Raw genomic sequence first — 24,810 nt, 5'->3', positions numbered from 1 at the left:
GCCGCGGCCGTCGTGCCCCGTCACCCGCTGACCCCGAGCTCACCGCACCTCGACGAACGCCCCCGCGTCCCGTGCCGGCCGCTCCTTCGGCGCCTGTGCCGCGTGCCCGATCGCGACCGCGCCCATCGGGTCCCAGCCGGACGGCAGGTCCAGCACCTCGCGGACGACATCGCGGCAGAACATCGTGGACGACACCCACGCCGACCCGAGTCGCTCGCCGGCCAGCGCCACCAGGAAGTTCTGGACGCCCGCGCCCGTCGCGACGACGAACATCTCGCGCTCCGCGGCGTCGCGGCGCTCGTCGCCGTAGTGGTGCGAGCCGTTCACGACCATGCAGGGCACCGCCAGATACGGCGCGTTGCGCAGGACGTCGCCGCGCCGCACGCGCTTCGCGATCGACTCCTCGGACTTGCCGTCGCGGCGCAGGTCCGTGATCCAGGCCTCGCGCATCGCGTCGAGAAGGCGCAGCCGTGAGGCCTCCGACTCGAGGAGCACGAAGCGCCAGGGCGTCGTGTGGTGCGGAGCCGGGGCGGTCACGGCGGCCGCGACCGCGCGGCGGACGGCGCCCGGGTCCACGGGCTCGTCGGTGAAGGCGCGCACCGTGCGGCGCTGGGCCACCGCCTCCCGTACCGCCTCGGAGGTGCCGAGCCGGAACATGTCGTCCGCCGCGGGGCGCACCAGCGCGCGGGCGCCGTCGGTCCCGTCCGCGACGACATGGCCGAGCCCTCGGACCACCGCCACCGGCAGCCCGGCCGCCTTGCCCTTGACCAGATCACCGGCCGCGGCGAGTTCGTCCGCGGTGGCGACGACCGTCGCGTCGAGCCGGTTGCCGTGCGCGTCGGTGCCGCCGCGCAGGTCGTCCAGGACCCGAACGCCCGCCGCGCCGATGGCGACATCGGTGAGCCCCGCCCGCCACGGGCGGCCGAAGGTGTCCGTGATCACCACGCCCACGTCGACGCCGAGCGCGTCCCGCAGCCCTTCCCGGATGCGCGAGGCCGAGGCGTCCGGGTCCTCGGGCAGCAACAGCACGGTCCCGGCGGGGGTGTTGGAGGCGTCCACCCCGGCCGCGGCCATCACCAGCCCCTGCCGGTTCTCGACGATGCGCAGGGCACCGCGGCGGGCCACCACCCGTACCGTCTCCGCGTCGACGGCCGCCTCGCGGTCGCCGGCCTCGACGATCCGGCCCTCCGCCTTGCTGACGATCTTCGAGGTGACCAGCAGGACGTCGCCGTCCACCAGCCCGGGCTCACCGGCCGCGATCAGCTTTGCGACGTCGTCTCCGGGCCGTACCTCGGGCAGTCCCCGCAGCGCCCACACCCGGTAGGAGGGTGCGGTCATCCGCGGACCTCCTCGGCGAGCGCCAGCGCCTCGCGCGCCATCGCGGCCGTGGCGTCGAGGTCGGCCATCATCAGCGGTACCGACCGGCAGCGGATCCCGGCCTCCTCGACCTCGGCCACCGCGGCCGCGTCCACCGTGTCCACGAGCCAGCCGTCCAGCAGCCCCGACCCGTAGTGCCGTGCCACGGCGGCGGCCGTCGACTCGACGCCGACGGCGGCTAGCACCTTGTCGGCCATGCCGCGCACGGGGGCGTCGCCGACGATGGGGGAGAGCCCCACGACCGGAACGCCCGCGTCGGCGATCGCCTCGCGGATGCCCGGCACCGCCAGGATCGTCCCCACGCTCACGACGGGGTTCGACGGCGGGAAGAGGATGACGTCGGCCTCGCCGATCGCCTCCAGCACGCCGGGTGCGGGCTTGGCCTGCTCGGCCCCGACGGGCACGACGGCCTGCGCGTCGACGGACGCCCGCAGCCTGACCCAGTACTCCTGGAAGTGGACGGCCCGGCGTTCGCCGTCGACGTCGACGGCGACATGGGTCTCGACCCTGTCGTCGGACATCGGCAGCAGCCGCACCCCGGGCTGCCAGCGTGCGCACAGCGCCTCGGTGACGGCGCTCAGCGGATAGCCCGCACCGAGCATCTGGGTCCGGACGATGTGCGTGGCGAAGTCGCGGTCACCGAGCCCGAACCACTCGGGTCCCACGCCGTACGCCGCGAGCTCGCTCTTGACCTGGAAGGTCTCCTCGGAACGTCCCCAGCCCTGCTCCTCGTTGATGCCGCCGCCGAGCGTGTACATCACCGTGTCGAGGTCCGGGCAGACCTTCAGCCCGAACAGATGGATGTCGTCACCGGTGTTGCCGATGACCGTGATGTCGGCTTCGGGGGCGGCCGCCTTGAGGCCACGCAGAAAACGAGCACCGCCGATGCCACCGGCCAGAACCACAATGCGCATGCCCAGAGTGTGTCAGGCGCCGGCACCCCGGGATGAGTCGCGGTCCGCCGGCCGAGGGGCCGGTGGCAGGCTGCGGGCGTGGGTGCGTTGCCGGGCCGGACGGTACGGGCGGGCCGCGGTCAGGCGACGACGGCGTCCTGCCGGGCGGCCGGCGAGCAGTGGGCCGTGTGCATCGGCATCTCGGTCAGGCCCGGGAAGTAGACGTGCAGGCTCACGGCCGGCTCGAGCGAGTCGTTGACCACCTCGTGCACGTATCCGGGGGCGAAGACGCGCTGCGCGCCGGCAGTCAGGGCGCGGTCGGCCCGCGCGGTCCGCTCCGTCAACTCGCCCTCCAGGACGGTCAGTACGCCGGAGGAGGGGCCGTGGTCGTGAAGTCCGCTGCCCTGTCCCGGGACCCAGGACAGCAGCCAGACCTCGTAACCGGGGCCGGTGCGCAGCCGGTGGTACCACCGGGTCGTGGCGTCGTACCGGACGAGCGGGGCCCACTGGGCGCGGTCCTCGGCGATGGACCGGGCGAGTCCGGCGAACTCGGCCACGGTGGACGGGTGCTCCTTGGCGGGCTGGAGGAGGTGCGGGACCTCGAGGATGTCGCCGGCGATCTGGAGGTCGCTGTCGCTGTTCATGGGGTGCGGTGGTTCCTCGGCAGAAACGGAAGGTCAGTGCTGGGGTGTCGCGAAGCCCGCCGGGAACGGGCGGGCCGGGGAGAGCTGGAGCGCTACGGCATCAACAGCTGGAACAGCAACAGCGCGCCTGGACAGCGCTGCGGAACCCACGGGTCGCGTGGGTCGCGGAGGGCGCTGTGGTCGCTGGCATGCCATCCAAGGTGACGAACACGGCTCCGGATGTCAACTTGATGACCGATTTGGCGGCAATGTTTCACCTCATCCGGTTACTCCGGTCGGAGAAAGGTTTGTGCTTCGACCGAGCCGGAGACATGGCGCTGCAACTGTGCCCTCAAACGTCGTTGCGCTCTTGTGATCGGACTGTGATCCGGATCGCTTGTGTGGCTGGATCGCAACAAGATCGAAGTGCGGGACGTCCTTCCTTGTGGCGCCGGTGGACGCCGGTGCGGCATCGCGGGAGGGGGAGGGCGTGGTCGGGTCGGCGGCGAGTGTCATAGTTTTTGGTGATTTAAACACTTTCCGCATACGCTTGGTTCCGCAGAGTGAATACGGGGCCCAATAGCAGATCTCGGCTTGACTGGCCCGGATCCACACACTTGTAATTTCACTCGTGTCGTTCGGCCGAAATCGGTACGGCTCACGGCCGGATCACGGGGACGCAAAGACAGACGAGGGGCGCACATGACCGAGCTGTTCCAGCAACTGCTGGTCGAGGACGCGGACGAGGAACTCGGCTGGCAGGAGCGCGCGTTGTGCGCCCAGACCGACCCCGAGTCCTTCTTCCCCGAGAAGGGCGGATCCACCCGCGAGGCCAAGAAGGTCTGCCTCGCCTGCGAAGTCCGTTCCGAATGCCTCGAGTACGCCCTCGCCAACGACGAGCGGTTCGGCATCTGGGGCGGCTTGTCCGAGCGTGAGCGTCGCCGGCTGAAGAAGGCCGCGGTCTGAAGTAGGGCCACGGTCCGAGAGGCCGCGTTCCGGAGAAGGCCGCCAGCGGCCCCGCCCGGGCCGCCGCCCGACCCACCGCTCCACCGTCCGGCCGGTCGTCGACCGCGCCCGCCACCGGTGACCGTCACTACCCGCGACGGCCCGGCCGGTACCCGCTCCCGTCGCGACGGCCGTGAACGCCGCCCGCGACGGCCCACGCGGCACCCCGCCTGCTGGGCACGCCCCGTTCGCCGCCCCGACTCGGATGCATCCCGCGCACCCGCGCACCCGCGCGTCGCACAGAACACGTCCGCGCATCGCGCACGAGAAGGTCCGCCGCCCCGGCTCCGCTGCCGAGCGGCGGATCTTCCCGTACGCCCGCCCGCCGGTATCCCCGCTCCGGCCGCGACCCGGTGCCCGCCCGCCGTCGCCGGCCCGGCGTCCGGCAGCAGCCCGGGAGCGGCCCGCCCCCCGCCGCCGGCCCCGCGTGGACAGCCCGCGCCACGGCGCTCCGCCGGACCGTTAGTGTGGGGCCCCGTCCCAGACGCTCCAGCGCCCCTCACGGGGGCGAACCGGCCGGAGGGCCCGTACCTCAATGTCCGCCACCCCTGCGGAGTTTGTTCCCGCCACCCCGCCCGAGTTCCCGCGGCACGTCGTCACCGCCGTGCTCGTCTCCCACGACGGTGCCCGGTGGCTGCCCGACGCGCTCGCCGGGCTGCTCGGTCAGGAGCGCCCCGTACAGAACGTCGTCGCCGCCGACACCGGCAGCGCCGACGATTCCGCACGGCTGGTCACCGAGGCGCTGGGCGCCGACCGGGTCCTGCACCTCGCCCGCCGTACCGGTTTCGGTGCCGCCGTCGAGGAGGCGGCCCGCACCGCGCCGGTGCTCACCCCGGACGACCTGCCCTATCTGAGGCGGCCCAGCGGCTGGGACCCGGTGACCAGGACCTGGCGCGACGAGGCGTACGACATGCCGGAGCTGCCGCACGGCGAACCGGTTCAGTGGCTCTGGCTGCTGCACGACGACTGCGCACCCGCCCCCGACGCCCTCGCCGAACTCCTCCGCGTCGCCGACTCCGACGAACACGCCGTGGTCATCGGCCCCAAGCTGCGCGGCTGGTACGACCGCAAGCAGCTCCTCGAGGTCGGCGTCTCCATCGCCAACAGCGGCCGCCGCTGGACCGGGCTCGACCGCCGGGAGCAGGACCAGGGCCAGCACGACCAGGTCCGCTCCGTGCTCTCCGTCTCCTCCGCGGGCATGCTCGTGCGCCGCGACGTCTGGGAGGAACTCGGCGGCTTCGACCGGCGGCTGCCCCTGATGCGTGACGACGTGGACTTCTGCTGGCGCGCCCATGCCGCGGGCCACGGCGTGTTCGTCGCCCCCGGCGCCGTGCTGCGGCACGCCGAGGCCGCCGCCCGCGAGCGCCGCACCGTCGACTGCGCGGGCCGATCCGTCGCCAGCCCGCACCGCGTCGACAAGGCGGGCGCCGTCTACACCCTGCTCGTCAACGCGCGCGGCAGGTCGCTGCCGTTCGTCCTGCTCCGCCTCGTCCTCGGCACCCTGCTGCGCACCGTCGCGTATCTCGTCGGCAAGGTGCCCGGCCAGGCGGTCGACGAGGTCATGGGCCTCCTCGGCACCCTGCTGCGCCCGGAGCGGATCCTCGCCGCCCGCCACCGGCGCGGCAAGGCCCTCGTCGACGCGAGCGAACTGCGACCGCTCTTCCCGCCGCCCGGCGCCACCGTCCGCGCCACCTTCGAACAGGTCGCCGGAAGCCTCGGCACCGGGCGCGACTCCGACTCCGGCGGCTCACGGCACGGAGCCGTCGAGTCCGGTCCCGGCGGTGACGAGGCCGACTTCCTCGAGGTCGAGCAGTTCGCCCGGCTCAAGAAGATCGCCCGCAAGCCGGGGCCCGTCCTCTTCGCGGTGCTGCTGCTCGTCTCCCTCGTGGCCTGCCGCGGCCTTCTCGGCGGCGGCGCGCTCGCGGGCGGCGCCCTGCTGCCCGCGCCGGGCGACCTCTCCGAACTGTGGAGCCGCTACGCCGACGCCTGGCACCCGCTCGGCACCGGCGGGACCCAGACGGCACCGCCGTACCTCGCGATCCTGAGCGTCCTCTCCGGACTCTTCCTCGGCTCCACCGGCTTCGCGCTCACCCTGCTGCTCGTCTGCTCGGTTCCGCTCGCGGGCGTCACGGCGTACTTCGCCTCGCGTCCGCTGATCGAGTCCCGGCTGCTGCGGGCCTGGGCGAGCGTCGCGTACGCGTTCCTGCCCGCCGCCACCGGCGCACTCGCCACCGGGCGGCTCGGCACCGCCGTCCTCGCCGTCGTGCTCCCGCTGATCGCCCGCGCCGCGGTCGCGGCCTACGGACTGGCCCGCACCGACGGTGCGCGCGGCAGCTGGCGGGCCACCTGGGCGTACGCGCTGCTGCTGACGTTCGCGATGGCCTTCACCCCCGTCGTCTGGCCGCTCGCCGTCGTCCTCGGCCTGGCCGCCCTCGTGCTGCGCCGCGGCGACATCACCGCCTACGGGATGCGCTTCCTCGTCGTGGCCGGCACCCCGCTGCTGGTCCTGGCGCCCTGGTCGCTGTCGCTGCTGACCGACCCGTCCCGCTTCCTGCGCGAGGCGGGGCTGGAGTTCGGCACCGGCGCGGCCTCCCCGCTCGACCTGCTCGGCACCAGCCCCGGCGGTCCCAAGACCGTCGGCGGGCTGCTCCTCATCGGTGTGGTCCTGGCAGCGCTCGCCGCCCTGCTGCGCGCCGAGCGGCAGTTCGCGATCCGCACCGCCTGGGCGGTCGGGGTCGTCGCGCTGGTCTTCGCGGTCCTGGCCAACGGCTCGGGCTGGGCCGGACCGGCCACCCTCGTCTACGGCATCGCCCTGATCGCCGCCGCGGTCGTCGGCGCGGATGGCGCCCGCCGGCGCGTCGCCGCCCAGAGCTTCGGCTGGCGTCAGCCCGTGGCCGCGCTCGTCGCCCTCGCGGCCGCGGCCGCCCCGCTGTTCTCCGCGGGCAACTGGATGATCAGTGGCGCCGCGGGCCCGCTGGAGCGCCGCGACCCGGTGCAGGTCCCCGCCTTCGTCGCCGAGGAGAGCGGCACCCGCGACCAGCCCCGCACGCTCGTCCTCGGCGGCTCGTCGCCGGCGAAGGTGTCGTACACGCTCGTCCGCGGCTCCGGCGGGCGCCTCGGCGACGCCGAGCTCAGCGAGGCCGCGGGCAGCGACCCGCGCCTCGACAAGGTCGTCGCCAACCTCGTCGCCGGCTCCGGCGCCGACCAGACCAGCCAGCTCAGCGGCTTCGCCATCCGGTACGTGCTGGTCCGCGACGGCGCGCCCCGCCAGATGAGCCGCGTCCTCGACGCCACCCCCGGCCTCTCCCGGCTCAGCCAGCTCGACGGCAGTGCGCTGTGGAGGGTGGACAGCCAGATCGCCCGCGCGGTCATCGTCAGTGGTGGTGCGGAGCCGCTGCCGGTGGCCTCCGGACCGGTCGAGGCCCACACGAACATCCCCAAGGGCCCCGACGGCCGGGTACTGCGCATCGCGGACAGCGCCGACGACGGCTGGCGGGCCACGCTCGACGGCCGCCGGCTGAAGACCACCACCGTGGACGGCTGGGCCCAGGGCTTCGAGCTGCCCGCCGAGGGCGGACGGCTCGACCTCACCTACGAGGCCCCGGTCACCCACACCGCCTGGATCTGGGCACAGGGCGCGCTCGCCCTCGTCCTGATCGTGCTGGCCCTGCCTGGCCGGCGCCGCGAGATCGACGACGACCTGCCCGAGGAGGAGGCCGCGATCCCGGCCCAGCCCGTCGAGGGCGAGGGCCGCCGTGCCCGCAGGCTCCGCGCGGCGCAGGCCGAGGCGGCCGCCGTCGAGGAGGAGCCGGATCCCGCGGCGGGCCGGCAGCCCGAGTCCGGAGCCGCGGACCCGTACACGGCGGTGCCCCGGCAGCCGCAGTACGGCGCGGAGTGGGACGAGCGGGCCTACGCCGACGAGGGCGCCCCGGACACCTCCGGCTACGGCTCGTACGGGAACGGCGGGTACGCCGACCCGTACCCGGGCCAGTACCAGGAGGACAGCGCCGGACAGCAGTACGCGTACCCGGACACCCGGCAGTACGACGGTCCCCGGGGGCAGCAGTACGAGCCCGGGCAGTATCCGCCGGGGCCGTACGAGCCGCAGCAGTACGACCACCGGTACGGCGGTCATGAGTACGACCCGCAGCAGTACGACCCGTACGGGTCGGGCCCCGGCCCGGAAGCGAACCCGTACGACCCCTACGGCCACGAGAACGAGCAGCGTCCCGACGGGAGCAGCAACCAGTGAACCGCACGACCCTCTCGCTCCTCGCGGCCGTGACGTCTCTCGCCGCCGTGACCGGATTCGCCGCGCTCACCGCACCCGACGGCGGGGCGGCGACCGAGGCGACGGCTCCGGCCCGGCTGCCGGTGGAGCGCTCCAGCCTGCTCTGCCCGGCCCCGGCGACGTCGGACATCGCCGAGACGGTGTACACGTCCTTCACTCCGGGTTCCGGCAGCGGCGGCAGCTCCGCCACCTCGGGCGCGGTGGCCGAACTCAAGCCCTCCGTCGCGACGTTGAGGGACCCGGTCGACGACGCGGGCAAGGCCGGCGGGGAGAAGGACGACGAGGAGGACGGGGCGGAGAACGACCGAAGCGCGAAGAAGCCCTCGTCCGACAAGCCCGTCGTCACGCTCAAGCAGCCCGGGAAGCCCGTCGGCGCCAAGGCGAGCGGCAGCGCCGCCCCGGCGCTCGTGGGCACCGCCACCGGCGGCCTCGCCCCCGGCTGGACCACCCAGCAGACGACCACAGTGAGCGCCGGCAGTGGACGCGGTGTGCTCGGAGTCCACTGCACCGCACCCGACACAGACTTCTGGTTCCCGGGCGCGAGCCTCGCCAAGGACCGGCAGGACTACGTCCACCTCACCAATCCCGACGACTCCGGCGCGCTCGTCGACATCGAGCTCTACGGCAAGGACGGCGCGCTCAAGTCCCAGTTGAGCGACGGCATCCAGGTCCCACCGGGAGCGAGCGTCCCCGTCCTGCTCTCCACCCTGACGACCGATCCCGCCGAGGACGTGACCGTGCACGTGACGACGCGCACCGGCCGGGTCGGGGCGGCGGTGCGGGGCGCCGGGGACGAGACCGGCAGCGACTGGCTCGCGGCGTCCGCCGACCCGGCCGGCACGCTGGTGCTGCCGGGCGTCCCGGCGGACGCGACCGCCGTGCGATTGGTCGCGTTCGCGCCCGGTGACGACGACGCGGAACTGAAGGTGCGCCTCGCGGGTGCGAGCGGCACGATCAACCCCGCCGGCGCGGAGAGCCTCCGGGTGAAGTCAGGGATGACGGCCTCGCTCGACATGAAGGACGTCACCAAGGGCGAGGCGGGCTCGATCCTCCTGCTACCGGCCGAGGGAGCCCCGGCGACGCCGGTGGTCGCGGCCCTGCAGGTCACCCGGGGCAAGGGCGACAAGCAGGAGATCGCCTACATCCCGGCGACCGCGCCGGTCAAGGAGCGGGCCACCGCCGCCGACAACCGGGCCAAGGGCTCGGTGCTCTCCCTCACCGCGCCCGGTGAGACCGCCCAGGTCAAGGTGACGGCCTCGGCCGGCACCGAGGGCGGGTCCCAGTCCGTCAAGACCTACACGGTCAAGGGCGGAACGACGCTGGCGGTCAGCCCTCCCGTCCCGGAAGGGCTGAAGGGCTCGTACGCGCTGACCGTGGAGCCGCAGTCCGGCGGGCCGGTCCACGCGGCCCGCACGCTGCTGCTCCCGCAGGACGGCATCCAGATGTTCACCGTCCAGACGTTGCCGGACGACCGCGGTCTGGTCGCGGTCCCGGCGGCGGAGCAGGACCTCTCCGTCCTCGACGACTGACGGGCCCCGGCCACCCCGGGCCCCGGTGGGCGGGGGACGCGGCTGCCGCGCGCCGGGCCGGGCCTAGTCCTGGCCTAGTCCTGGCCGTAGCGAGGGTCGACCGACTCCGGTGCGAGGCCCAGCAGGTCCGCCACCTGCTCCACCACCACCTCGTGCACCAGCAGCGCTCGCTCGTCCCGGTTCTTCGTGCGGATCTCGACGGGACGCCGGTAGACCATGATCCTCGCCGGACTGCCCTTCTCCGCCGGCACCGAGCGACCCAGCGGCACGCTCTCCTCCACCGACCCCGGCACGTCCAGCACCAGGAACTCCACCTCGGTCAGCTGGGGCCAGCGCCGCTCCAGCCGCTCCACCGAGTCCTGCACGAGATCGCGGAACGACTCGGCCCGGCTGGCGGAGAGCGGCACCTGCGGCGGGGCGACGGGCCCGCGCATCCCCCGGCCGTGACGGTCGCGGCGGCGCGGCCTGGGCTCGGTGGGGCGGGGCGGTACGGGACTGTCCATCACTGACGCAGGGTAGCTCTCCCGGACCCTGCCGCAGCGGGGCCGTGCCCCTCTCGAACACGGGGCCATCGCCCTCGTGGGTGACGGGGCACCACCCGGAGGCGTGAAGGTTTCGACGGTCCCCGACGCACGTCTCCCGGGCGCCCCGGGCGCCGCCTGCCCGGAGCGTCCTCGGCGGGCCGCGTCGGCTTGTCGCTTATTGAACATTCAGGCCAAGGTTGGGCTCGATTCGATGCCTTTCCTCGATCGCCGCACTCGCCGTGAATGACGCAATTAATATGCAGTAGTGACCGGATCGCATGGGGTACCGAATCGGCCGCCGTTCCTCCCGCGCAGGTCAGTCCAGTTGGCCGGAACGGGGCTGTGCGGGACCTCACAGCGCGACACGGTGGAGTGACGTGGCGGAGAGTCGTCGCGGCCCGCTCAAGAGTGCGGTACCGTCCAACGTCGTGAGCCCTGTACGTCGCTGTTCGCGCACCGCGTGCGGCCGTCCTGCCGTCGCGACACTGACGTACGTCTATGCCGACTCGACCGCGGTCCTCGGCCCTCTCGCCACCTACGCCGAGCCCCACTGCTACGACCTGTGCGCCGAGCACAGCGAACGGCTCACGGCGCCCCGCGGCTGGGAGGTCGTCCGGCTCTCCGACGCCTCCGGCCCGGCCAGGCCCAGTGGCGACGATCTCGAGGCCCTGGCGAACGCGGTCAGGGAGGCGGCCCGCCCACAGGAGCGAGCGGCCCAGGCGGGCGGCGGCTCAGGAGCCCGCAGGTCCGACTCGATGGAGGTCGCGCGGCGGGGGCACCTCCGGGTGCTGCGCTCGCCCGACTCCTGAAGAGGCGTTTCTTCTCCTGTCGTTCCTGTCGTTCCTGCCGTCCGCGGTGCGCTGTCCGCGGTGCGTCGCTCGGACGGGCTGATCGCGATCCGCCGCCGGGACGGGCCGGCTGTGGCGGAATGACCCGGCCGCGGGGCTTCCGGTTCTCCGGCCGCGGCGCTTCCCGTGCGCGGGGCTCTCCGGCGAAGGTCCGATGGTCGCCGACCTCGGGTTCGCCGCAAGCCGGCGAGTCCGCCCCGGGTCCGCAGCCTGCCGGCCCGGCGCCCGTGCCGGTCCATCCCGAATTTCGGGCCTGGCCCCTGCTGTCCCCGCCCCGACGGGTAGTTTGTTGCGACCACAGGGAATTCGGGAAGGTTGGGTCGTGGCTGCATCCTCTGCTGCTGATCTGTCACAGATCGTGAAGGCGTACGACGTGCGCGGGGTGGTGCCGGACCAGTGGGACGAGTCGCTGGCCGAGCTGTTCGGGGCCGCCTTCGTCCAGGTCACCGATGCGGACGCCATCGTCGTCGGTCACGACATGCGGCCCTCGTCGCCCGGTCTCTCCGCCGCCTTCGCCCGGGGGGCCGCCGCCCGCGGCGCCGACGTCACCATGATCGGTCTGTGCTCGACGGACCAGCTGTACTCGGCCTCCGGTCAGCTCGTGCTGCCGGGCGCGATGTTCACGGCGTCCCACAACCCCGCCCGGTACAACGGCATCAAGATGTGCCGCGCGGGCGCGACCCCGGTGGGCCAGGACACGGGCCTGACGGAGATCCGAGAGCTGGTCGAGTCCTGGCGCGCGTCCGGTGCCCCCGCCCCCGTGGCTGTCCCGGGAACGGTCTCCGAGCGCGACACCCTGGACGACTACGCCTCCCACCTGCTCTCCCTCGTGGACCTTGCGACGATCCGCCCGCTGAAGGTGGTCGTGGACGCGGGCAACGGCATGGGCGGCCACACCGTCCCGAAGGTCTTCGCATCCCTGCCGGTCGAGCTCGTCCCGATGTACTTCGAGCTGGACGGAACGTTCCCGAACCACGAGGCCAACCCCCTCGACCCCAAGAACCTCGTGGACCTCCAGCAGCGGGTGCGCGCGGAGGGCGCGGACATCGGCCTCGCCTTCGACGGCGACGCCGACCGCTGCTTCGTCGTCGACGAGCGCGGCGAAGGTGTCTCCCCGTCGGCGATCACGGCCCTGGTCGCGGCCCGCGAGCTGGCCAGGCACGGCGGCGGCGTCGTCATCCACAACCTGATCACCTCGTGGTCGGTGCCCGAGGTCGTGCGCGAACAGGGCGGTACGCCGGTCCGTACGCGTGTCGGGCACTCCTTCATCAAGGAGGAGATGGCCCGCAGCGGCGCGATCTTCGGCGGCGAGCACTCCGCGCACTACTACTTCCGCGACTTCTGGAACGCCGATACGGGCATGCTCGCCGCCCTCCACGTCCTGGCGGCCCTCGGGACCCACGACGGCCCGCTGTCCGACCTGGTGGGCCGCTACGACCGCTACGCCGCCTCCGGCGAGATCAACTCCACGGTCGAGGACCAGGCGGGCCGCACGGCAGCCGTCCGCGAGGCCTTCGCGTCCCGCGACGGCGTCACCTTCGACACCCTCGACGGACTCACGGTCTCCACCGCCGACTGGTGGTTCAACCTGCGTCCCTCCAACACCGAGCCCTTGCTCCGCCTCAACGTCGAGGCCCGTGACGAGGCCACGATGTCGGCCCTGCGGGACGAGGTCCTGGCGCTGGTGCGGAACGGCTGAGGCCGGCGCTGGGCGGACCCACCCGCGCCGCCTCCCGTACCGGAGCGGCACGGCACGCGCCCCGCTTCAACGTCCGGCCTCTTCCCGCCGTCCCGGTCGCACTCGGCCGGTGGGGCTCGGCGGGTGGGGCTCGGTTGGTCCCGTCGTCCCGGTCGGTCTCGGCTGGCCGGTGGACCCGGTCGCCCTCGATTCCGACCCGTCGCGCCCCGGCCCACCGCCGTGGACCGTGGAGCCCGTCGGGGCCGTAGCCGCACCGCCCGCCCCACCCGCACGCCGAGCCGCGCCGGCCGCCCCCCGGCGGTAGGCTGACGTGGCCCAATCCGCATGTTCGAAAGGACGATCCACATGCCGCTCGAAGCCGGCCTTCTGGAGATCCTCGCTTGTCCGGCCTGCCATGCTCCGCTCGAAGACGCGACGGCCGCCGAAACCCCCGAGCTGATCTGCACCGGCAAGGACTGCGGCCTGGCGTACCCCGTCCGGGACGGCATCCCCGTACTGCTCGTGGACGAGGCCCGCCGCCCCGCGTAAGCGTCGAGCCCCCCACCTGTCCGGCTGTTCGGCGAATCGGAGGCACACCCCCATGCTCGACGAGTCACTCCTCGACGCCCCGGAAGCCCTCGCCCGCGCCGACCGCCGCGGTCTGCTCCGCGGCGCCGCGGAGGCGGGGGCACGCGTACGTACCGCAGCCCGGCACGCCGCCGAGGCGGGCATCGCCGAGCTGACCCCGGAGGGCCGCCCGCGGGCCGTCCTGATCGCGGGCTCCGGCACCGCGGCGACGGGCGTCGCCGACCTCCTCGCCGAGCTGGCCGGACCCACCGCGCCGGTCACCCGTCTCCACCCCACCGGCGTCGCCCCGGCGGCCGGCGCCCTGCGCTGGGCGCTCCCGGGCTGGGCCGGCTCCGTCGACCTCCTGCTCATCGCCACGACCGACGGCAGTGAGCCGGGACTCGCCCTGCTCGCCGAGCAGGCGTACCGGCGCGGCTGCACCGTCGTCGCCGTCGCCCCGCAGCGCTCCCCGCTGTCCGAGGCCGTCGACGGCGTCCACGGCCTCGTCGTGCCGATGGCGACGGCGCCGTACGAGCTGTACGAGGAGACCCGGAGCGCGGCGAGCCCCGGCGCCTTCTGGGCCCTGTTCATCCCGCTCCTCGCACTCCTCGACCGGGTCGGCCTGATCTCCGCCGACCCCGAGGCGATGCAGGGCGTCGCCGACCGCCTCGACCGAATCGCCGAACGCTGCGGCCCCGCGATCGCCACGTACAGCAACCCCGCCAAGACCCTGGCGGCCGAACTCGCGGACACGCTCCCGCTGATCTGGACGGAGGGCGCGGCGGGGCCGGTCGGCCGCCGGTTCGCCGCCGTACTGGCCGAGCTCGCCGGCCGGCCCGCCATCGCCGCGGAGCTGCCCGAGGCGCTACCGGCCCACGGCATGCTCCTCGCGGGCGACTTCGCGGCCGGGGCGGACCCGGACGACTTCTTCCGTGACCGCGTCGAGGAGCCGCAGGCCGTCAGGGCACGGGTCCTGCTCCTGCGGGACAGCCTGGACAACGGGTACACGGCGGCCCCGGCCGCGCGCGAGCTCGCGCTCAGCCACGACACCGCCATCAGCGAACTGGAGCCGGAGGAAGGCAGCGCGCTGGAGACCCTGGCGGAGCTGCTCGCCGTGACTGACTTCGCCGCCGGGTATCTGGCCCTCGCGAGCAACGGCCACGCCTGACCTCGCACCGGCCCGGCACCCGGACCGAAGGTGCCGGCACCGGATCGACCGGCCCACGGACCCGACGGTGCGCTCCCGGCCCCGGCGGTCCGGCGCCCGGAGTTTCCGTCGGTTTCCGCCGCCCGACCCGACGTTCCGACAAGGGCCCGTACCCCGGCCCCGGCGGCCCGGCACCCCGGACCCGGGACCGCCCGGACCGGCCGGACGCACACCGCACCGGTCACACTGCAGACACGCACCAGCCACGCATCCGCCACGTACCGAGTCGAGGATCACCCCTCATGGATCGCCTTTCCAACACCGTGCGTCCCTACGCCTGGGGATCCACCACGCTCATCCCGGAACTCCTCGGCATCGCCCCGACCGGCGAGCCACAGGCGGAGATGTGGATGGGTGCCCACCCCGGTGCCCCGTCGCAGACGGGCCGGGGCTCCCTGCACGACATCATCGACGCCGATCCGCTGCGCGAGCTCGGCCGCCCCGCGCTCGACGCCTTCGGCCCCCGGCTTCCCTTCCTGCTCAAGCTGCTCGCCGCCGGCGCGCCCCTGTCCCTGCAGGTGCACCCGGACCGCGCGCAGGCGCGGGAGGGTTTCGCCGCCGAGGAGAAGGCCGGCATCCCCCTCGACGCACCCCACCGCAACTACAAGGACGACAACCACAAGCCCGAGCTGGTCTGCGCGCTCACCCCGTTCGACGGCCTGTGCGGCTTCCGTCCGCCCGTCGAGGCGGCCGACTTCATCGCCGGTCTCGACGTCGACTCCCTCAAGCCGTACGTGGACCTCCTCCACGCCCATCCCGAGGAGGCCGCCCTGCGTGAGGTCCTGACCGCGGTCCTCTCCGCCGATCCGGAGGAGATGGCCCACACCGTCGCCGAGGCCGCGGCGGCCGCGGAACGCCTCGGTGCGCCGTACGCTCCCTTCGCCGCCATCGCGCACCACTTCCCCGGCGACCCGGGCGTCATTGCGGCCATGCTCCTCAACCACGTACGGCTGCAGCCCGGAGAGGCGCTGTTCCTCGGAGCCGGTGTCCCGCACGCCTACCTGGGCGGACTCGCCGTGGAGATCATGGCGAACTCCGACAACGTGCTGCGCTGCGGGCTGACCCCCAAGCACGTCGACGTCCCCGAACTGCTGCGCGTCGTGCGTTTCGAGGCGGGCGACCCCGGCGTCCTGCGGCCCGAGGCATCGCCCTCCGGCGAGGAGCTGTACGACACCCCGATCGACGAGTTCCGGCTCTCCCGCTTCGTACGGCCGGACGGTGCGGCTCCAGTGGACCTCACCCTGCCCACCCCGCAGATCCTGCTGGCGACGGCGGGCCGGCCGAAGGCCGGGGAACTCACCCTCGCCGCAGGGGAGTCGGTGTTCGTCCCCGCGGGCGAAAAGGCCGAACTGTCCGGTACGGGAACGCTCTTCCGGGCCACCGTGGCGGTCTGACTCGGCGTCCGCCTGGGCTGCTGCAACAATGTCCCGCCGTAACGCGGGAGCTCCACCCCGGAACCCCAGGGACGCAGGAACTCCGGAACCCCAGGAACGAAGGGACACCACGCACCCATGAGCGCGTCAGGCGGAACCAAGGCGATCGTCGCGGCCCTCGCCGCGAACATCGCGATCGCAGTAGCCAAGTTCGTGGCGTTCCTCTTCAGCGGCTCCTCGTCGATGCTGGCGGAGAGCGTCCACTCCGTCGCCGACTCCGGAAACCAGGGCCTGCTGCTCCTCGGCGGCAAGAAGGCCAAGCGCGCGGCCACCCCGGAGCACCCCTTCGGTTACGGTCGCGAGCGCTACATCTACGCCTTCCTCGTCTCGATCGTGCTCTTCTCGGTCGGCGGCATGTTCGCGATCTACGAGGGTTACGAGAAGATCGCTCACCCGCACGCCATCGAGGACTGGTACTGGCCGATCGGCGTGCTCGTCTTCGCGATCATCGCGGAGACCTTCTCCTTCCGGACGGCCATCAAGGAGTCCAACCTCCTGCGGGGCAAGCGCTCCTGGAAGGAGTTCGTCCGCCATGCCAAGGCCCCGGAGCTCCCGGTCGTCCTCCTCGAGGACCTCGGCGCGCTCGTCGGTCTGGTCCTGGCTCTCTTCGGCGTGGGCCTCGCCCTGATCACCGGTAACGGCGTGTGGGACGGCATCGGCACCCTCTGCATCGGTGTCCTCCTCATCCTGATCGCGCTGGTGCTCGCGGCCGAGACGAAGTCCCTGCTGCTGGGTGAGGCGGCCGGCGTCGAGGACGTCGAGAAGATCAAGGCGGCGACGGTCGACGGCGAAACGGTGACCGGCATCATCCACATGCGCACGCTGCACATCGGCCCCGAGGAGCTGTTGGTGGCCGCCAAGATCGCGGTCCGGCACGACAACACGGCGGAGCAGGTCGCCGTGGCGATCAACGCCGCCGAGGACCGCATCCGCACCGCGGTCCCGATCGCGCGTGTCATCTACCTGGAGCCCGACATCTACAGCGAGGAGGCCGCCGCCGCGGGCGCGGACCCGGCCAAGTCCCCGGGCGGCCCCGGCCCGGAGCCTGCTCACTGACGACGCCTCCGCCGGTCGACGGACGGGCCCGGCACCACGACCCCTGGAAACCGCCGTGGTACCGGGCCCTCCGGCTTGTTCGGAGGACTGCGGTCGGGCCGTCCCCGCAGTGCACCGTCGGGGGGCTTCTTCGGCGGTGACCGGGAGATCGCCAGGCTCGTCGTCGCACGACCCCGGAGCCGGCACCGGCGCCGAGCGGGAGCCGGCAGTGGAGTCCGAGTCCGAGCCGGCGCCGAGCGGGAGCCGGCAGTGGAGTCGGAGCCGGCACCGGTGCCCGAGCCGGGGCCCGCGTTACGCGATCTCCGTGAGCACCCGGAGCACGGCCGGTTCGTCCGGGGCCGCGAGAAGCCGCTCACGGAATTCCGCGTCCGCCAGCTTGCGCGACAGCAGCGACAGGATCCGCAGGTGCTCGTCTCCCGCGGCCGCCTCCGGAACCGCGATCATGAAGATCAGCCGAGCCTTCGTGCCGTCGGGCGATCCCCACTCCACGCCCTCGGGCGAGCGCGCGAAGCCGACGACCGGAGCGGTGACCGCGTCGGTCTTCGCGTGCGGGACGGCGATCTCCTCGCCGAGCCCCGTCGTCCCCTGGTCCTCTCGGGCGTGCGCGGCCCGTACCAGTCCTTCCACGTCCGTGACCCGGCCCGTCGTCGCGAGCATTGCGGCCATCTCGCGGATGGCGGCGTCCTTGTCCGTGGCATCGAGCCCGACCTTCACGGTCCGGGCGGTCAGATGACCGGACAACACCTCGCCGCCGGGTCCGGCTCCGGCTCCGGACCCGGACTCCGATCCGGGATCCGCCGCATCCGTCGTGTCGGTTCCGGTTCCGCTGCAGGCTCCGGGGCCCTCGACGTCCGCACCGGCGGCCTCCGGCGCACCAACGGTGCGCGCCCCTCGCTTCGGATCCCCTTCGGCCGATGTCCCTCCGGTGCGCGTTCCACCGGCCGTTGTCCCGGCGAGCGTCGGCACCGCGCCCGCCGCTCCCTCCGTGCCCCGCGCGCCCGCCTGCGCGCCGACCTGTGCCGGGACGCGGACGTTCCCGCCGCCACGCGCTTCGGCTCCCCGCTCCTTGACGCCGATCAACGCGTTCGTGGTCAGCGCCGTCACGACCGTGCCGGCGGCGATCGCAAGGAAGAACATGGGCACGCCTCCTGTCGCACCGAGTACCGCGACGATCGGCCCGCCGTGCGGCACGGCGTCCTCCACGCCCGCGAGCCCGGCCAGGGCACCGGCGACGGCGCCCCCGAGCATGTTCGCCGGGATGACCTGGGCGGGCCGCGCAGCCGCGAACGGGATCGCCCCCTCCGAAATACCGAAGAAGCCCATGAACAGTGCCGCCATACCGGTCTCGCGCTCCTGCTCCGAGTAGAGCCTGCGCCGGATCAGGGTGGCGAGTCCCTGCCCGAGGGGCATCACCGGGATGGCCGCCGCGCACATGCCCATGACCGTCTGGTTGCCGGACGCGATGAGTCCGGCGCCGAAGAGGAACGCGGTCTTGTTGACCGGTCCGCCCATGTCGAACGCGATCATGAGGCCGAGTACCGCGCCCAGCAGGATCGCGCTGGTCCCGGTCATTCCGCTCAACCAGCCGGTCAGATGCTCGAAGACCCAGGCGATCGGCTTGCCGATGACGTAGATGAAGAACAGGCCGAGCGCCGACGTCGCCACGATCGGGATCACGATGATCGGCATGATCGGCTGTGCGAACCTGGGGACCTTGACCTTCTTGATCCACAGCACCAGGTATCCGGCCAGGAAGCCGGTCACGATCGCGCCGATGAACCCGGCACCGGCCTCGGAGCCGTACAGCGCTCCGGTGTTCGCGATCCAGCCACCGATCATGCCCGGCACGAGCGCCGGCCGGTCCGCGATGGCGTAGGCGATGTATCCGGAGAGGATCGGCACCATCAACCGGAACCCGATCTCGCCGATCTTGAACACGCTCTCCCAGAAGGAGCCCTCCGGAATGGCGTAGCCCTCCGGCGTCGCGTGGCCGCCCAGTGCGAGGGATACCGCGATCAGCAGGCCGCCGACCACGACGAACGGGATCATGTACGAGACGCCGTTCATCAGCGCCTTGTAGGCGGCGCTCCGCTCCTTGCCGCCGCTGTCCCCGTGACCGCCGTCGGCGCCGACGCGAGTGCGGGACGATCCGGCGGCCGCCGGAGTCGAGCCCCCGTGAACCGGCGCGCTGCCCACCCGCTCGATCAGCCTCTCCGGATGACGGATGCCCTCGGCCACGCCGACCTTGAGCACTCGCTTGCCGGTGAAGCGGCTGAGGTCCACGTCCTTGTCGGCTGCGACGATGATCCCGTCCGCATTTCTGACATCGTTGTCAGAGAGTACGTTCTCGGCCCCGATGGATCCCTGCGTCTCCACCTTCATCTCGACGCCGAGAGCCTCCGCGGCCTGCGCGAGCTTCTCCGCGGCCATATAGGTGTGGGCGATGCCTGTGGGGCAGGCGGTCACGGCGAGCAGCCTCGTCCTCCGCTGCTTGTTCCCCGGACTGGTCACGAGATCTCCTCACGCTGGGGGTGCGGATCGCGTGGGCTTCCCGATCCGCGACGAGCATGGTGCACCACACGACCCCGGGACCAAAAGTCTTGGAACACACGCCTCCGTATGGCTGCGCACCCCGGGATTCGGCCGGAAACCGGGCATGGGCGGGCTGTGGGCCGCAACGGCGATCGGTGTAGATTCGTGACCAGAGCCAGACGTCGCTGCTGATGGCGGTCGGGCGGTCCCGAGCGGACCGGCCGAGGGAGAGAGGGCCTCCGACGGACTGCGCTGCGGACGTCCCACGGCGTCCGGACACGCACGTGCGGCACCCGTGTGTGCTTGTGCGCGTGTCCGTTTTCGCCGTAGCGACCGCAGAGCCATCCCGCCCGAACACCCTCGACCCTTCTGAGGAGCAGCTCGCAATGACGACTGTCGCCACCGGTCAGGACTTCAAGGTCGCCGACCTTTCCCTCGCCGATTTCGGCCGCAAGGAGATCACCCTCGCCGAGCACGAGATGCCCGGTCTGATGGCGATCCGCAAGGAGTACGCGGAGTCGCAGCCGCTTGCCGGTGCGCGGATCACCGGCTCCCTGCACATGACGGTGCAGACCGCCGTCCTGATCGAGACCCTGGTCGCGCTCGGCGCCGAGGTGCGCTGGGCGTCCTGCAACATCTTCTCCACCCAGGACCACGCCGCCGCAGCCATCGCCGTCGGCCCGGACGGCACCGCGGACAACCCCCGGGGCGTCCCGGTCTTCGCCTGGAAGGGCGAGACGCTGGAGGAGTACTGGTGGTGCACGGAGCAGGCTCTGACCTGGCCGGACTCGCCCACCGGCGGTCCGAACATGATCCTTGACGACGGCGGTGACGCCACCCTCCTCGTCCACAAGGGCGTCGAGTTCGAGAAGGCCGGCGAGGCCCCGGACCCGTCCACCGCTGACAGCGAGGAGTACGGCCACATCCTCCGTCTGCTGAACCGCACACTCGCGGAGAACCCGCAGAAGTGGACGCGGCTGGCCTCGGAGATCCGCGGCGTCACCGAGGAGACCACGACCGGCGTCCACCGCCTGTACGAGATGCAGCGCGACGGCTCCCTCCTCTTCCCGGCGATCAACGTCAACGACGCCGTCACCAAGTCGAAGTTCGACAACAAGTACGGCTGCCGCCACTCGCTGGTCGACGGCATCAACCGTGCCACCGACGTCCTGATCGGCGGCAAGGTCGCCGTCGTCTGCGGCTACGGCGACGTCGGCAAGGGCTGCGCCGAGTCCCTGCGCGGACAGGGCGCCCGCGTGATCATCACCGAGATCGACCCGATCTGCGCCCTGCAGGCGGCCATGGACGGCTACCAGGTCACGACGCTGGACGAGGTCGTCGACCAGGCCGACATCTTCATCACCACGACCGGCAACAAGGACATCATCATGGCCTCGGACATGGCCAGGATGAAGCACCAGGCGATCGTCGGGAACATCGGTCACTTCGACAACGAGATCGACATGGCCGGTCTGGCCCAGGTGCCGGGCATCGTCAAGGACGAGGTCAAACCGCAGGTCCACACCTGGACCTTCCCGGACGGCAAGGTGATCATCGTGCTGTCCGAGGGCCGCCTGCTCAACCTGGGCAACGCAACCGGTCACCCCTCCTTCGTGATGTCCAACTCCTTCGCGGACCAGACCCTGGCGCAGATCGAGCTGTTCACCAAGCCGGAGGAGTACCCGACCGACGTCTACGTGCTGCCCAAGCACCTCGACGAGAAGGTCGCCCGCCTCCACCTCGACTCGCTCGGCGTGAAGCTCACGACGCTCCGCCCCGAGCAGGCCGCGTACATCGGCGTCGAGGTCGAGGGCCCGTTCAAGCCCGACCACTACCGCTACTGACCCACCCCGGGCAGGCCCTCCGACCAACCGGCCGGAGGGCACTCCGGCCGGCAGTGGCGCCAGCGCACCAGGCAGGCCCCCGCACCCCCGTGTCGGGGGCCTGCCCCGTACTCCGGAGAAGTCAGGCAACCCCATGCCCCGCGGCCGTTACTCGCTCCATGATCCGCACGATCGCACCCCCCTCGGTGAAGAGCACTTCCACTGCGCACCCGGCCCGTCGGGCTGGCGCTACGTCTCCCAGCTGACCACCCCCTCCGGAGAACACGCGGGCTCCGTCGATCTGGCGCTCGACGAGCTCGGACGCCCCATCCGGCTCGAACTCCACGCAGCGAGCTGGCAGGTCCGCGGCGCTGCCGTCGACGGCGTCACCTGGGTGCGCACCGACCCCACCGGCGCGCACGCCACCGAGGGAAACGTCCGCGCCCACTCCTTCACCGGAACCTCCCCCGCGTTCGTCGTCGCGACGGCACGACTGCTCCGGCTCTCACCCGGTGCCCCCGCCACGCGTGTCCGTCTCGTCGCCTTCACCGACCCCGTCCTCGCCCCCCTGACCGTCGACCAGTCCTGGGCCCTGGTGAGGAGTGAAGCGCACACCACTGACAACGGCCTTCTGACCGTCGACGAATACCAGGTCAGTGCCCTGGACACCGGTGAGCGGCACACGGTCCACATCGCAGGCGACGTGGTCCTCGCAGCGCCCGGCATCGAGCTCGAGGACCTGGAGACCCCACCTTCCGTGTTTCCGTGAGCAGTCCGCTTCCCGAGCGGAACCGCGTGCTGAGAACGTGGCCCTGAACCGGCCTCCCGGGAGCGTCCTCACTCCGCGGCCGGTCCTCCCGCGCCGCCCCTCAAGCGGGCGGCGCGAACCCCGTCGCCGCCTGGGCCGGCCCCGCTCCCTGACCGCCGCTGTCTCCCCCGGCGGCCCCGGGGGACGACGCCGCAGCCGGAGCGGTGCCGGCAGCAGGGGCGGAGGCAGAAGGTGCGCCCGGCAGCACGAAACCGGCGGAAGCGGGGGCGGAGTCGGCAGGCGCCGCGTCCCCGTGGGCCGTCCCCGTCACGGTGTGGGCCGTCGGCACCGGCCCGGCCGGGCGCGGCCCCACGTCGGCACGGTGCGTGTGCGGGGCCGGAGGGTTCACCGGCACCACGGGGTTCCTGGCCGCCGCCGCATGCGCCCGTCGCGTGTCCCGGGTCTGCCGCTCGTTCACCACGGCCGCCAGGAACGCACCCGCCGGCACGCCGGCCGGGACGGGCGTCCCGGTGCACGCGGCCAGCTCGACGGCGAGTCGTTCGGCCAACGACCGGCCCACCTCCGGGTCCAGCTGGTTCATCCGTGTCAGGTACTGGCGTACCGCAAGCCACAGATCGTCCGGCACCCCGGACAGGTCGAGCTCCGTGAACCGCCCGAGAAGCCAGGGCGGCGGCGGAGGCACGTACACGGACCGTGCGGCGGGCACCCGCTCCCGAACGACCAGGGTCCCCGCGAACACATCGCCGACACGCCGACCGCGTGCCGACACCAGTGAGGCGATGCAGGCGATCGCTCCGAAGGTCATCAGGATCTCCACGACCCCGATCGCCCCGCGCACCAGCGCATGCCGAAACCGGATCGGGCCCCCGTCGTCGCGTACCACCCGCAGTCCGCAGGCGAGCTTGCCCAGAGAACGCCCGTGACTGAGCGTCTCAACGGCGATCGGCGCACCGACGACGACGAGGACGAACGACGCGATCGACACGGCCGTCCCCGCTGCCTCGTCCAGCGAAGCCGTGGCCATCGCGAGTCCCACGGATATCAGGAGGTACGCGGCCCACACGAGTGCCAGATCGATCACCAGCGCCAGGGCGCGGCTCGGCAGCCTTGCCGGACGAAGCCCCAGTACGACGGCATCCCCGGTCACAACCCCGCTCACGGCGCCCACCCTCTCCACTGTCCTCGAAACGTTCCCCGGCCTTCGCGACCCCTCAGTACGCAAGTCTGCCAAGCTGACCCGCAAGCACGCCGCAGCAGTACGAGCAGGCGTACGAGTCGTTGTCAGCACCGCCCCCGCGGCGGGCCGGACCAGTGCCTGGAGCAGCAGCCGACCATGGACCTCGACGTCTTCGTCATGACCCACCGGGCAGAGTGGGACCGCCTGGACTCCCTCCTGCGGCGCGGACGGGGGCTCACCGGCGCCGAGGCGGACGAACTCGTCGCGCTCTACCAGCGCACCGCCACCCATCTCTCACTGATCCAGTCCAGTTCCCCGGACCCCATGATCACGGCACGGTTGACCCAGCTCGTCGCCCGCGCTCGCGCCCTTGTCACCGGGACCCGCCGCGCCTCATGGAAGGACGCGGTCCGCTTCCTGACCGCCGGCTTCCCGGCCGCGGTCTACCGCTCCCGGCACTGGTGGATCCCCACCGCCGTTCTCTCGACGCTCCTCGCCGCCGTCATCGGCTGGTGGATCGGGACGCACCCCGAGGTCCAGGCGGCGATCGCCGCCCCAGAGCAGCTGCGCGAGCTCACCCGACCCGGCGGGCAGTACGAGACGTACTACTCGAGTCACCCCGCGGCCTCGTTCGCCGCCCAGGTCTGGACGAACAACGCCTGGGCCGCCGCGATGTGCCTCGTCTTCGGTGCGTTCCTCTGTGTGCCGGTGCTGTGGATCCTCTTCATCAACATGGCGAATCTCGGCATCGGCATCGGCCTGATGTCGTCGGCCGGGCGCCTCGACACGTTCCTGGGGCTCGTTGTCCCGCACGGTCTCCTCGAACTCACCGCGGTCTTCGTCGCTGCCGGCACGGGCCTTCGTCTCGGCTGGACCCTCATCGACCCGGGACCGATGTCCAGGCGGGCCGCCCTCGCCCAGCAGGGCCGTGCCGCCATCGGCATGGCCATCGGCCTGGCCCTGGTCCTCTTCGTCTCGGGCGTGATCGAGGGCTTCGTGACACCCTCGGGTCTTCCGACCTGGGCCCGGATCACGATCGGAATCATCGCCGAGCTGGCGTTCCTGGCGTACGTCTACGTCCTCGGCGGCCGCGCGGCCCGAGCCGGCGGGACGGGTGACGTCGAAGCCTCGGAACGCAGCGCCGAGGTACCTACGGCCGCCTGATGTGCAACCACCGGGGGTGAGCTGCTAGTGTCCTCTTCGCCCACCGGAACCGTTGACACGGGCCGTGTGGGGAGGTAGATTCAAACGGTTGCCTCGGAGTGGACAGCTTCGAGTGTGACCATCTAGAATCTCTCTCGCTCTCATCGGGAATCTCGTTTCCGTGGAGCCACTCTCGAATCCTTATCCGGATCGCGAAGCCGATTAGCTCGGCCGCGGAAGATTCTGGTAACGTCGAGAAAGTCGAAAGACAAGAGGCCCTCCAACGGCCACCGGAAATGAATTCCGAACCGGGAACGGAACGGAAATCGGATCTG

18 protein-coding genes are annotated in these 24,810 nt (G+C 72.3%); 12 read left to right on the top strand and 6 right to left on the bottom strand.

Features of this window, described 5'->3' with window-relative positions; genetic code table 11:
* Positions 1 to 39 precede the first annotated feature (39 nt).
* From QMZ92_RS20060 to QMZ92_RS20050, 3 genes are all read right to left on the bottom strand, one after another.
* On the bottom strand, positions 40 to 1,338 hold the full coding sequence (locus QMZ92_RS20060) for a coenzyme F420-0:L-glutamate ligase (RefSeq protein WP_283298752.1): 1,299 nt from the start codon (positions 1,336 to 1,338) through the stop codon (positions 40 to 42).
* Entirely contained in the window at positions 1,335 to 2,291 is a 957-nt protein-coding gene (gene cofD / locus QMZ92_RS20055) for a 2-phospho-L-lactate transferase (protein WP_283298751.1), read from the bottom strand. Before cofD ends, QMZ92_RS20060 begins: the two co-directional genes overlap by 4 nt.
* Before the next feature lie 119 nt (positions 2,292 to 2,410).
* On the bottom strand, positions 2,411 to 2,914 hold the full coding sequence (locus QMZ92_RS20050) for a cysteine dioxygenase (protein ID WP_283298750.1): 504 nt from the start codon (positions 2,912 to 2,914) through the stop codon (positions 2,411 to 2,413).
* 681 nt (positions 2,915 to 3,595) lie between these two features.
* Here QMZ92_RS20050 and QMZ92_RS20045 point away from each other — a divergent pair.
* From QMZ92_RS20045 to QMZ92_RS20035, 3 genes are all read left to right on the top strand, one after another.
* Positions 3,596 to 3,859 carry a WhiB family transcriptional regulator gene (locus QMZ92_RS20045; RefSeq protein WP_017945871.1) on the top strand — a complete coding sequence of 88 codons (264 nt, stop codon included), beginning with the start codon at positions 3,596 to 3,598 and terminating at the stop codon, positions 3,857 to 3,859.
* A gap of 574 nt (positions 3,860 to 4,433) precedes the next feature.
* Positions 4,434 to 8,150, top strand: a complete 3,717-nt coding sequence (locus QMZ92_RS20040; protein WP_283298749.1) for a glycosyltransferase — start codon at positions 4,434 to 4,436, stop codon at positions 8,148 to 8,150.
* Positions 8,147 to 9,718 (top strand): DUF5719 family protein, encoded by a 1,572-nt coding sequence (locus tag QMZ92_RS20035; RefSeq protein ID WP_283298748.1) that lies wholly within the window; start codon positions 8,147 to 8,149, stop codon positions 9,716 to 9,718. Before QMZ92_RS20040 ends, QMZ92_RS20035 begins: the two co-directional genes overlap by 4 nt.
* 74 nt (positions 9,719 to 9,792) lie before the next feature.
* Here the strand turns inward: QMZ92_RS20035 and QMZ92_RS20030 are convergent, their stop codons facing one another.
* Positions 9,793 to 10,221, bottom strand: coding sequence for a metallopeptidase family protein (locus QMZ92_RS20030; protein WP_283298804.1), 429 nt, complete (start codon positions 10,219 to 10,221; stop codon positions 9,793 to 9,795).
* 398 nt (positions 10,222 to 10,619) lie between these two features.
* On the opposite strand from QMZ92_RS20030, the gene QMZ92_RS20025 reads away from it, so the two are divergent.
* The 6 genes from QMZ92_RS20025 to QMZ92_RS20000 all read left to right on the top strand — a co-directional run bounded on the left by QMZ92_RS20025 (position 10,620) and on the right by QMZ92_RS20000 (position 17,031).
* Positions 10,620 to 11,051, top strand: coding sequence for a DUF3499 domain-containing protein (locus QMZ92_RS20025; protein WP_283298747.1), 432 nt, complete (start codon positions 10,620 to 10,622; stop codon positions 11,049 to 11,051).
* Positions 11,052 to 11,412: 361 nt separating this feature from the next.
* The gene (locus QMZ92_RS20020) at positions 11,413 to 12,789 is read left to right on the top strand and encodes a phosphomannomutase/phosphoglucomutase (RefSeq protein ID WP_283298746.1); all 1,377 of its coding nucleotides are present in this window, start codon (positions 11,413 to 11,415) and stop codon (positions 12,787 to 12,789) included.
* A 345-nt stretch (positions 12,790 to 13,134) separates the two neighbouring features.
* Positions 13,135 to 13,317 (top strand): Trm112 family protein, encoded by a 183-nt coding sequence (locus tag QMZ92_RS20015; protein WP_017945877.1) that lies wholly within the window; start codon positions 13,135 to 13,137, stop codon positions 13,315 to 13,317.
* A 52-nt stretch (positions 13,318 to 13,369) separates the two neighbouring features.
* Entirely contained in the window at positions 13,370 to 14,503 is a 1,134-nt protein-coding gene (locus QMZ92_RS20010) for an SIS domain-containing protein (RefSeq protein ID WP_283298745.1), read from the top strand.
* Positions 14,504 to 14,784: 281 nt separating this feature from the next.
* The gene (gene manA / locus QMZ92_RS20005; protein ID WP_283298744.1) at positions 14,785 to 15,936 is read left to right on the top strand and encodes a mannose-6-phosphate isomerase, class I; all 1,152 of its coding nucleotides are present in this window, start codon (positions 14,785 to 14,787) and stop codon (positions 15,934 to 15,936) included.
* Positions 15,937 to 16,053: 117 nt separating this feature from the next.
* The gene (locus tag QMZ92_RS20000) at positions 16,054 to 17,031 is read left to right on the top strand and encodes a cation diffusion facilitator family transporter (protein ID WP_283298743.1); all 978 of its coding nucleotides are present in this window, start codon (positions 16,054 to 16,056) and stop codon (positions 17,029 to 17,031) included.
* Positions 17,032 to 17,322: 291 nt separating this feature from the next.
* On the opposite strand, the gene QMZ92_RS19995 is transcribed toward QMZ92_RS20000, so the two are convergent.
* The gene (locus QMZ92_RS19995; RefSeq protein ID WP_502962098.1) at positions 17,323 to 19,461 is read right to left on the bottom strand and encodes a fructose-specific PTS transporter subunit EIIC; all 2,139 of its coding nucleotides are present in this window, start codon (positions 19,459 to 19,461) and stop codon (positions 17,323 to 17,325) included.
* A 488-nt stretch (positions 19,462 to 19,949) separates the two neighbouring features.
* On the opposite strand from QMZ92_RS19995, the gene ahcY reads away from it, so the two are divergent.
* Positions 19,950 to 21,407: an adenosylhomocysteinase gene (ahcY, locus tag QMZ92_RS19990; protein ID WP_283298741.1), complete on the top strand. Its 1,458-nt coding sequence runs from the start codon at positions 19,950 to 19,952 to the stop codon at positions 21,405 to 21,407.
* Between the two features lie 133 nt (positions 21,408 to 21,540).
* Positions 21,541 to 22,155: a hypothetical protein gene (locus QMZ92_RS19985; protein ID WP_283298740.1), complete on the top strand. Its 615-nt coding sequence runs from the start codon at positions 21,541 to 21,543 to the stop codon at positions 22,153 to 22,155.
* 100 nt (positions 22,156 to 22,255) lie between these two features.
* On the opposite strand, the gene QMZ92_RS19980 is transcribed toward QMZ92_RS19985, so the two are convergent.
* A complete protein-coding gene (locus QMZ92_RS19980) occupies positions 22,256 to 23,314 on the bottom strand; it encodes an RDD family protein (RefSeq protein WP_283298739.1) in 1,059 nt (352 codons plus the stop codon).
* A 174-nt stretch (positions 23,315 to 23,488) separates the two neighbouring features.
* On the opposite strand from QMZ92_RS19980, the gene QMZ92_RS19975 reads away from it, so the two are divergent.
* On the top strand, positions 23,489 to 24,496 hold the full coding sequence (locus QMZ92_RS19975) for a stage II sporulation protein M (RefSeq protein ID WP_283298738.1): 1,008 nt from the start codon (positions 23,489 to 23,491) through the stop codon (positions 24,494 to 24,496).
* The last annotated feature ends 314 nt before the right edge of the window (positions 24,497 to 24,810 follow it).

This window comes from Streptomyces sp. HNM0645, assembly GCF_030056615.1.
Classification (GTDB): Bacteria; Actinomycetota; Actinomycetes; order Streptomycetales; family Streptomycetaceae; genus Streptomyces; species Streptomyces marianii.
The sequence above is the reverse complement of the archived record's forward strand: the minus strand, read 5'-3'. Positions and strand labels throughout refer to the sequence as shown.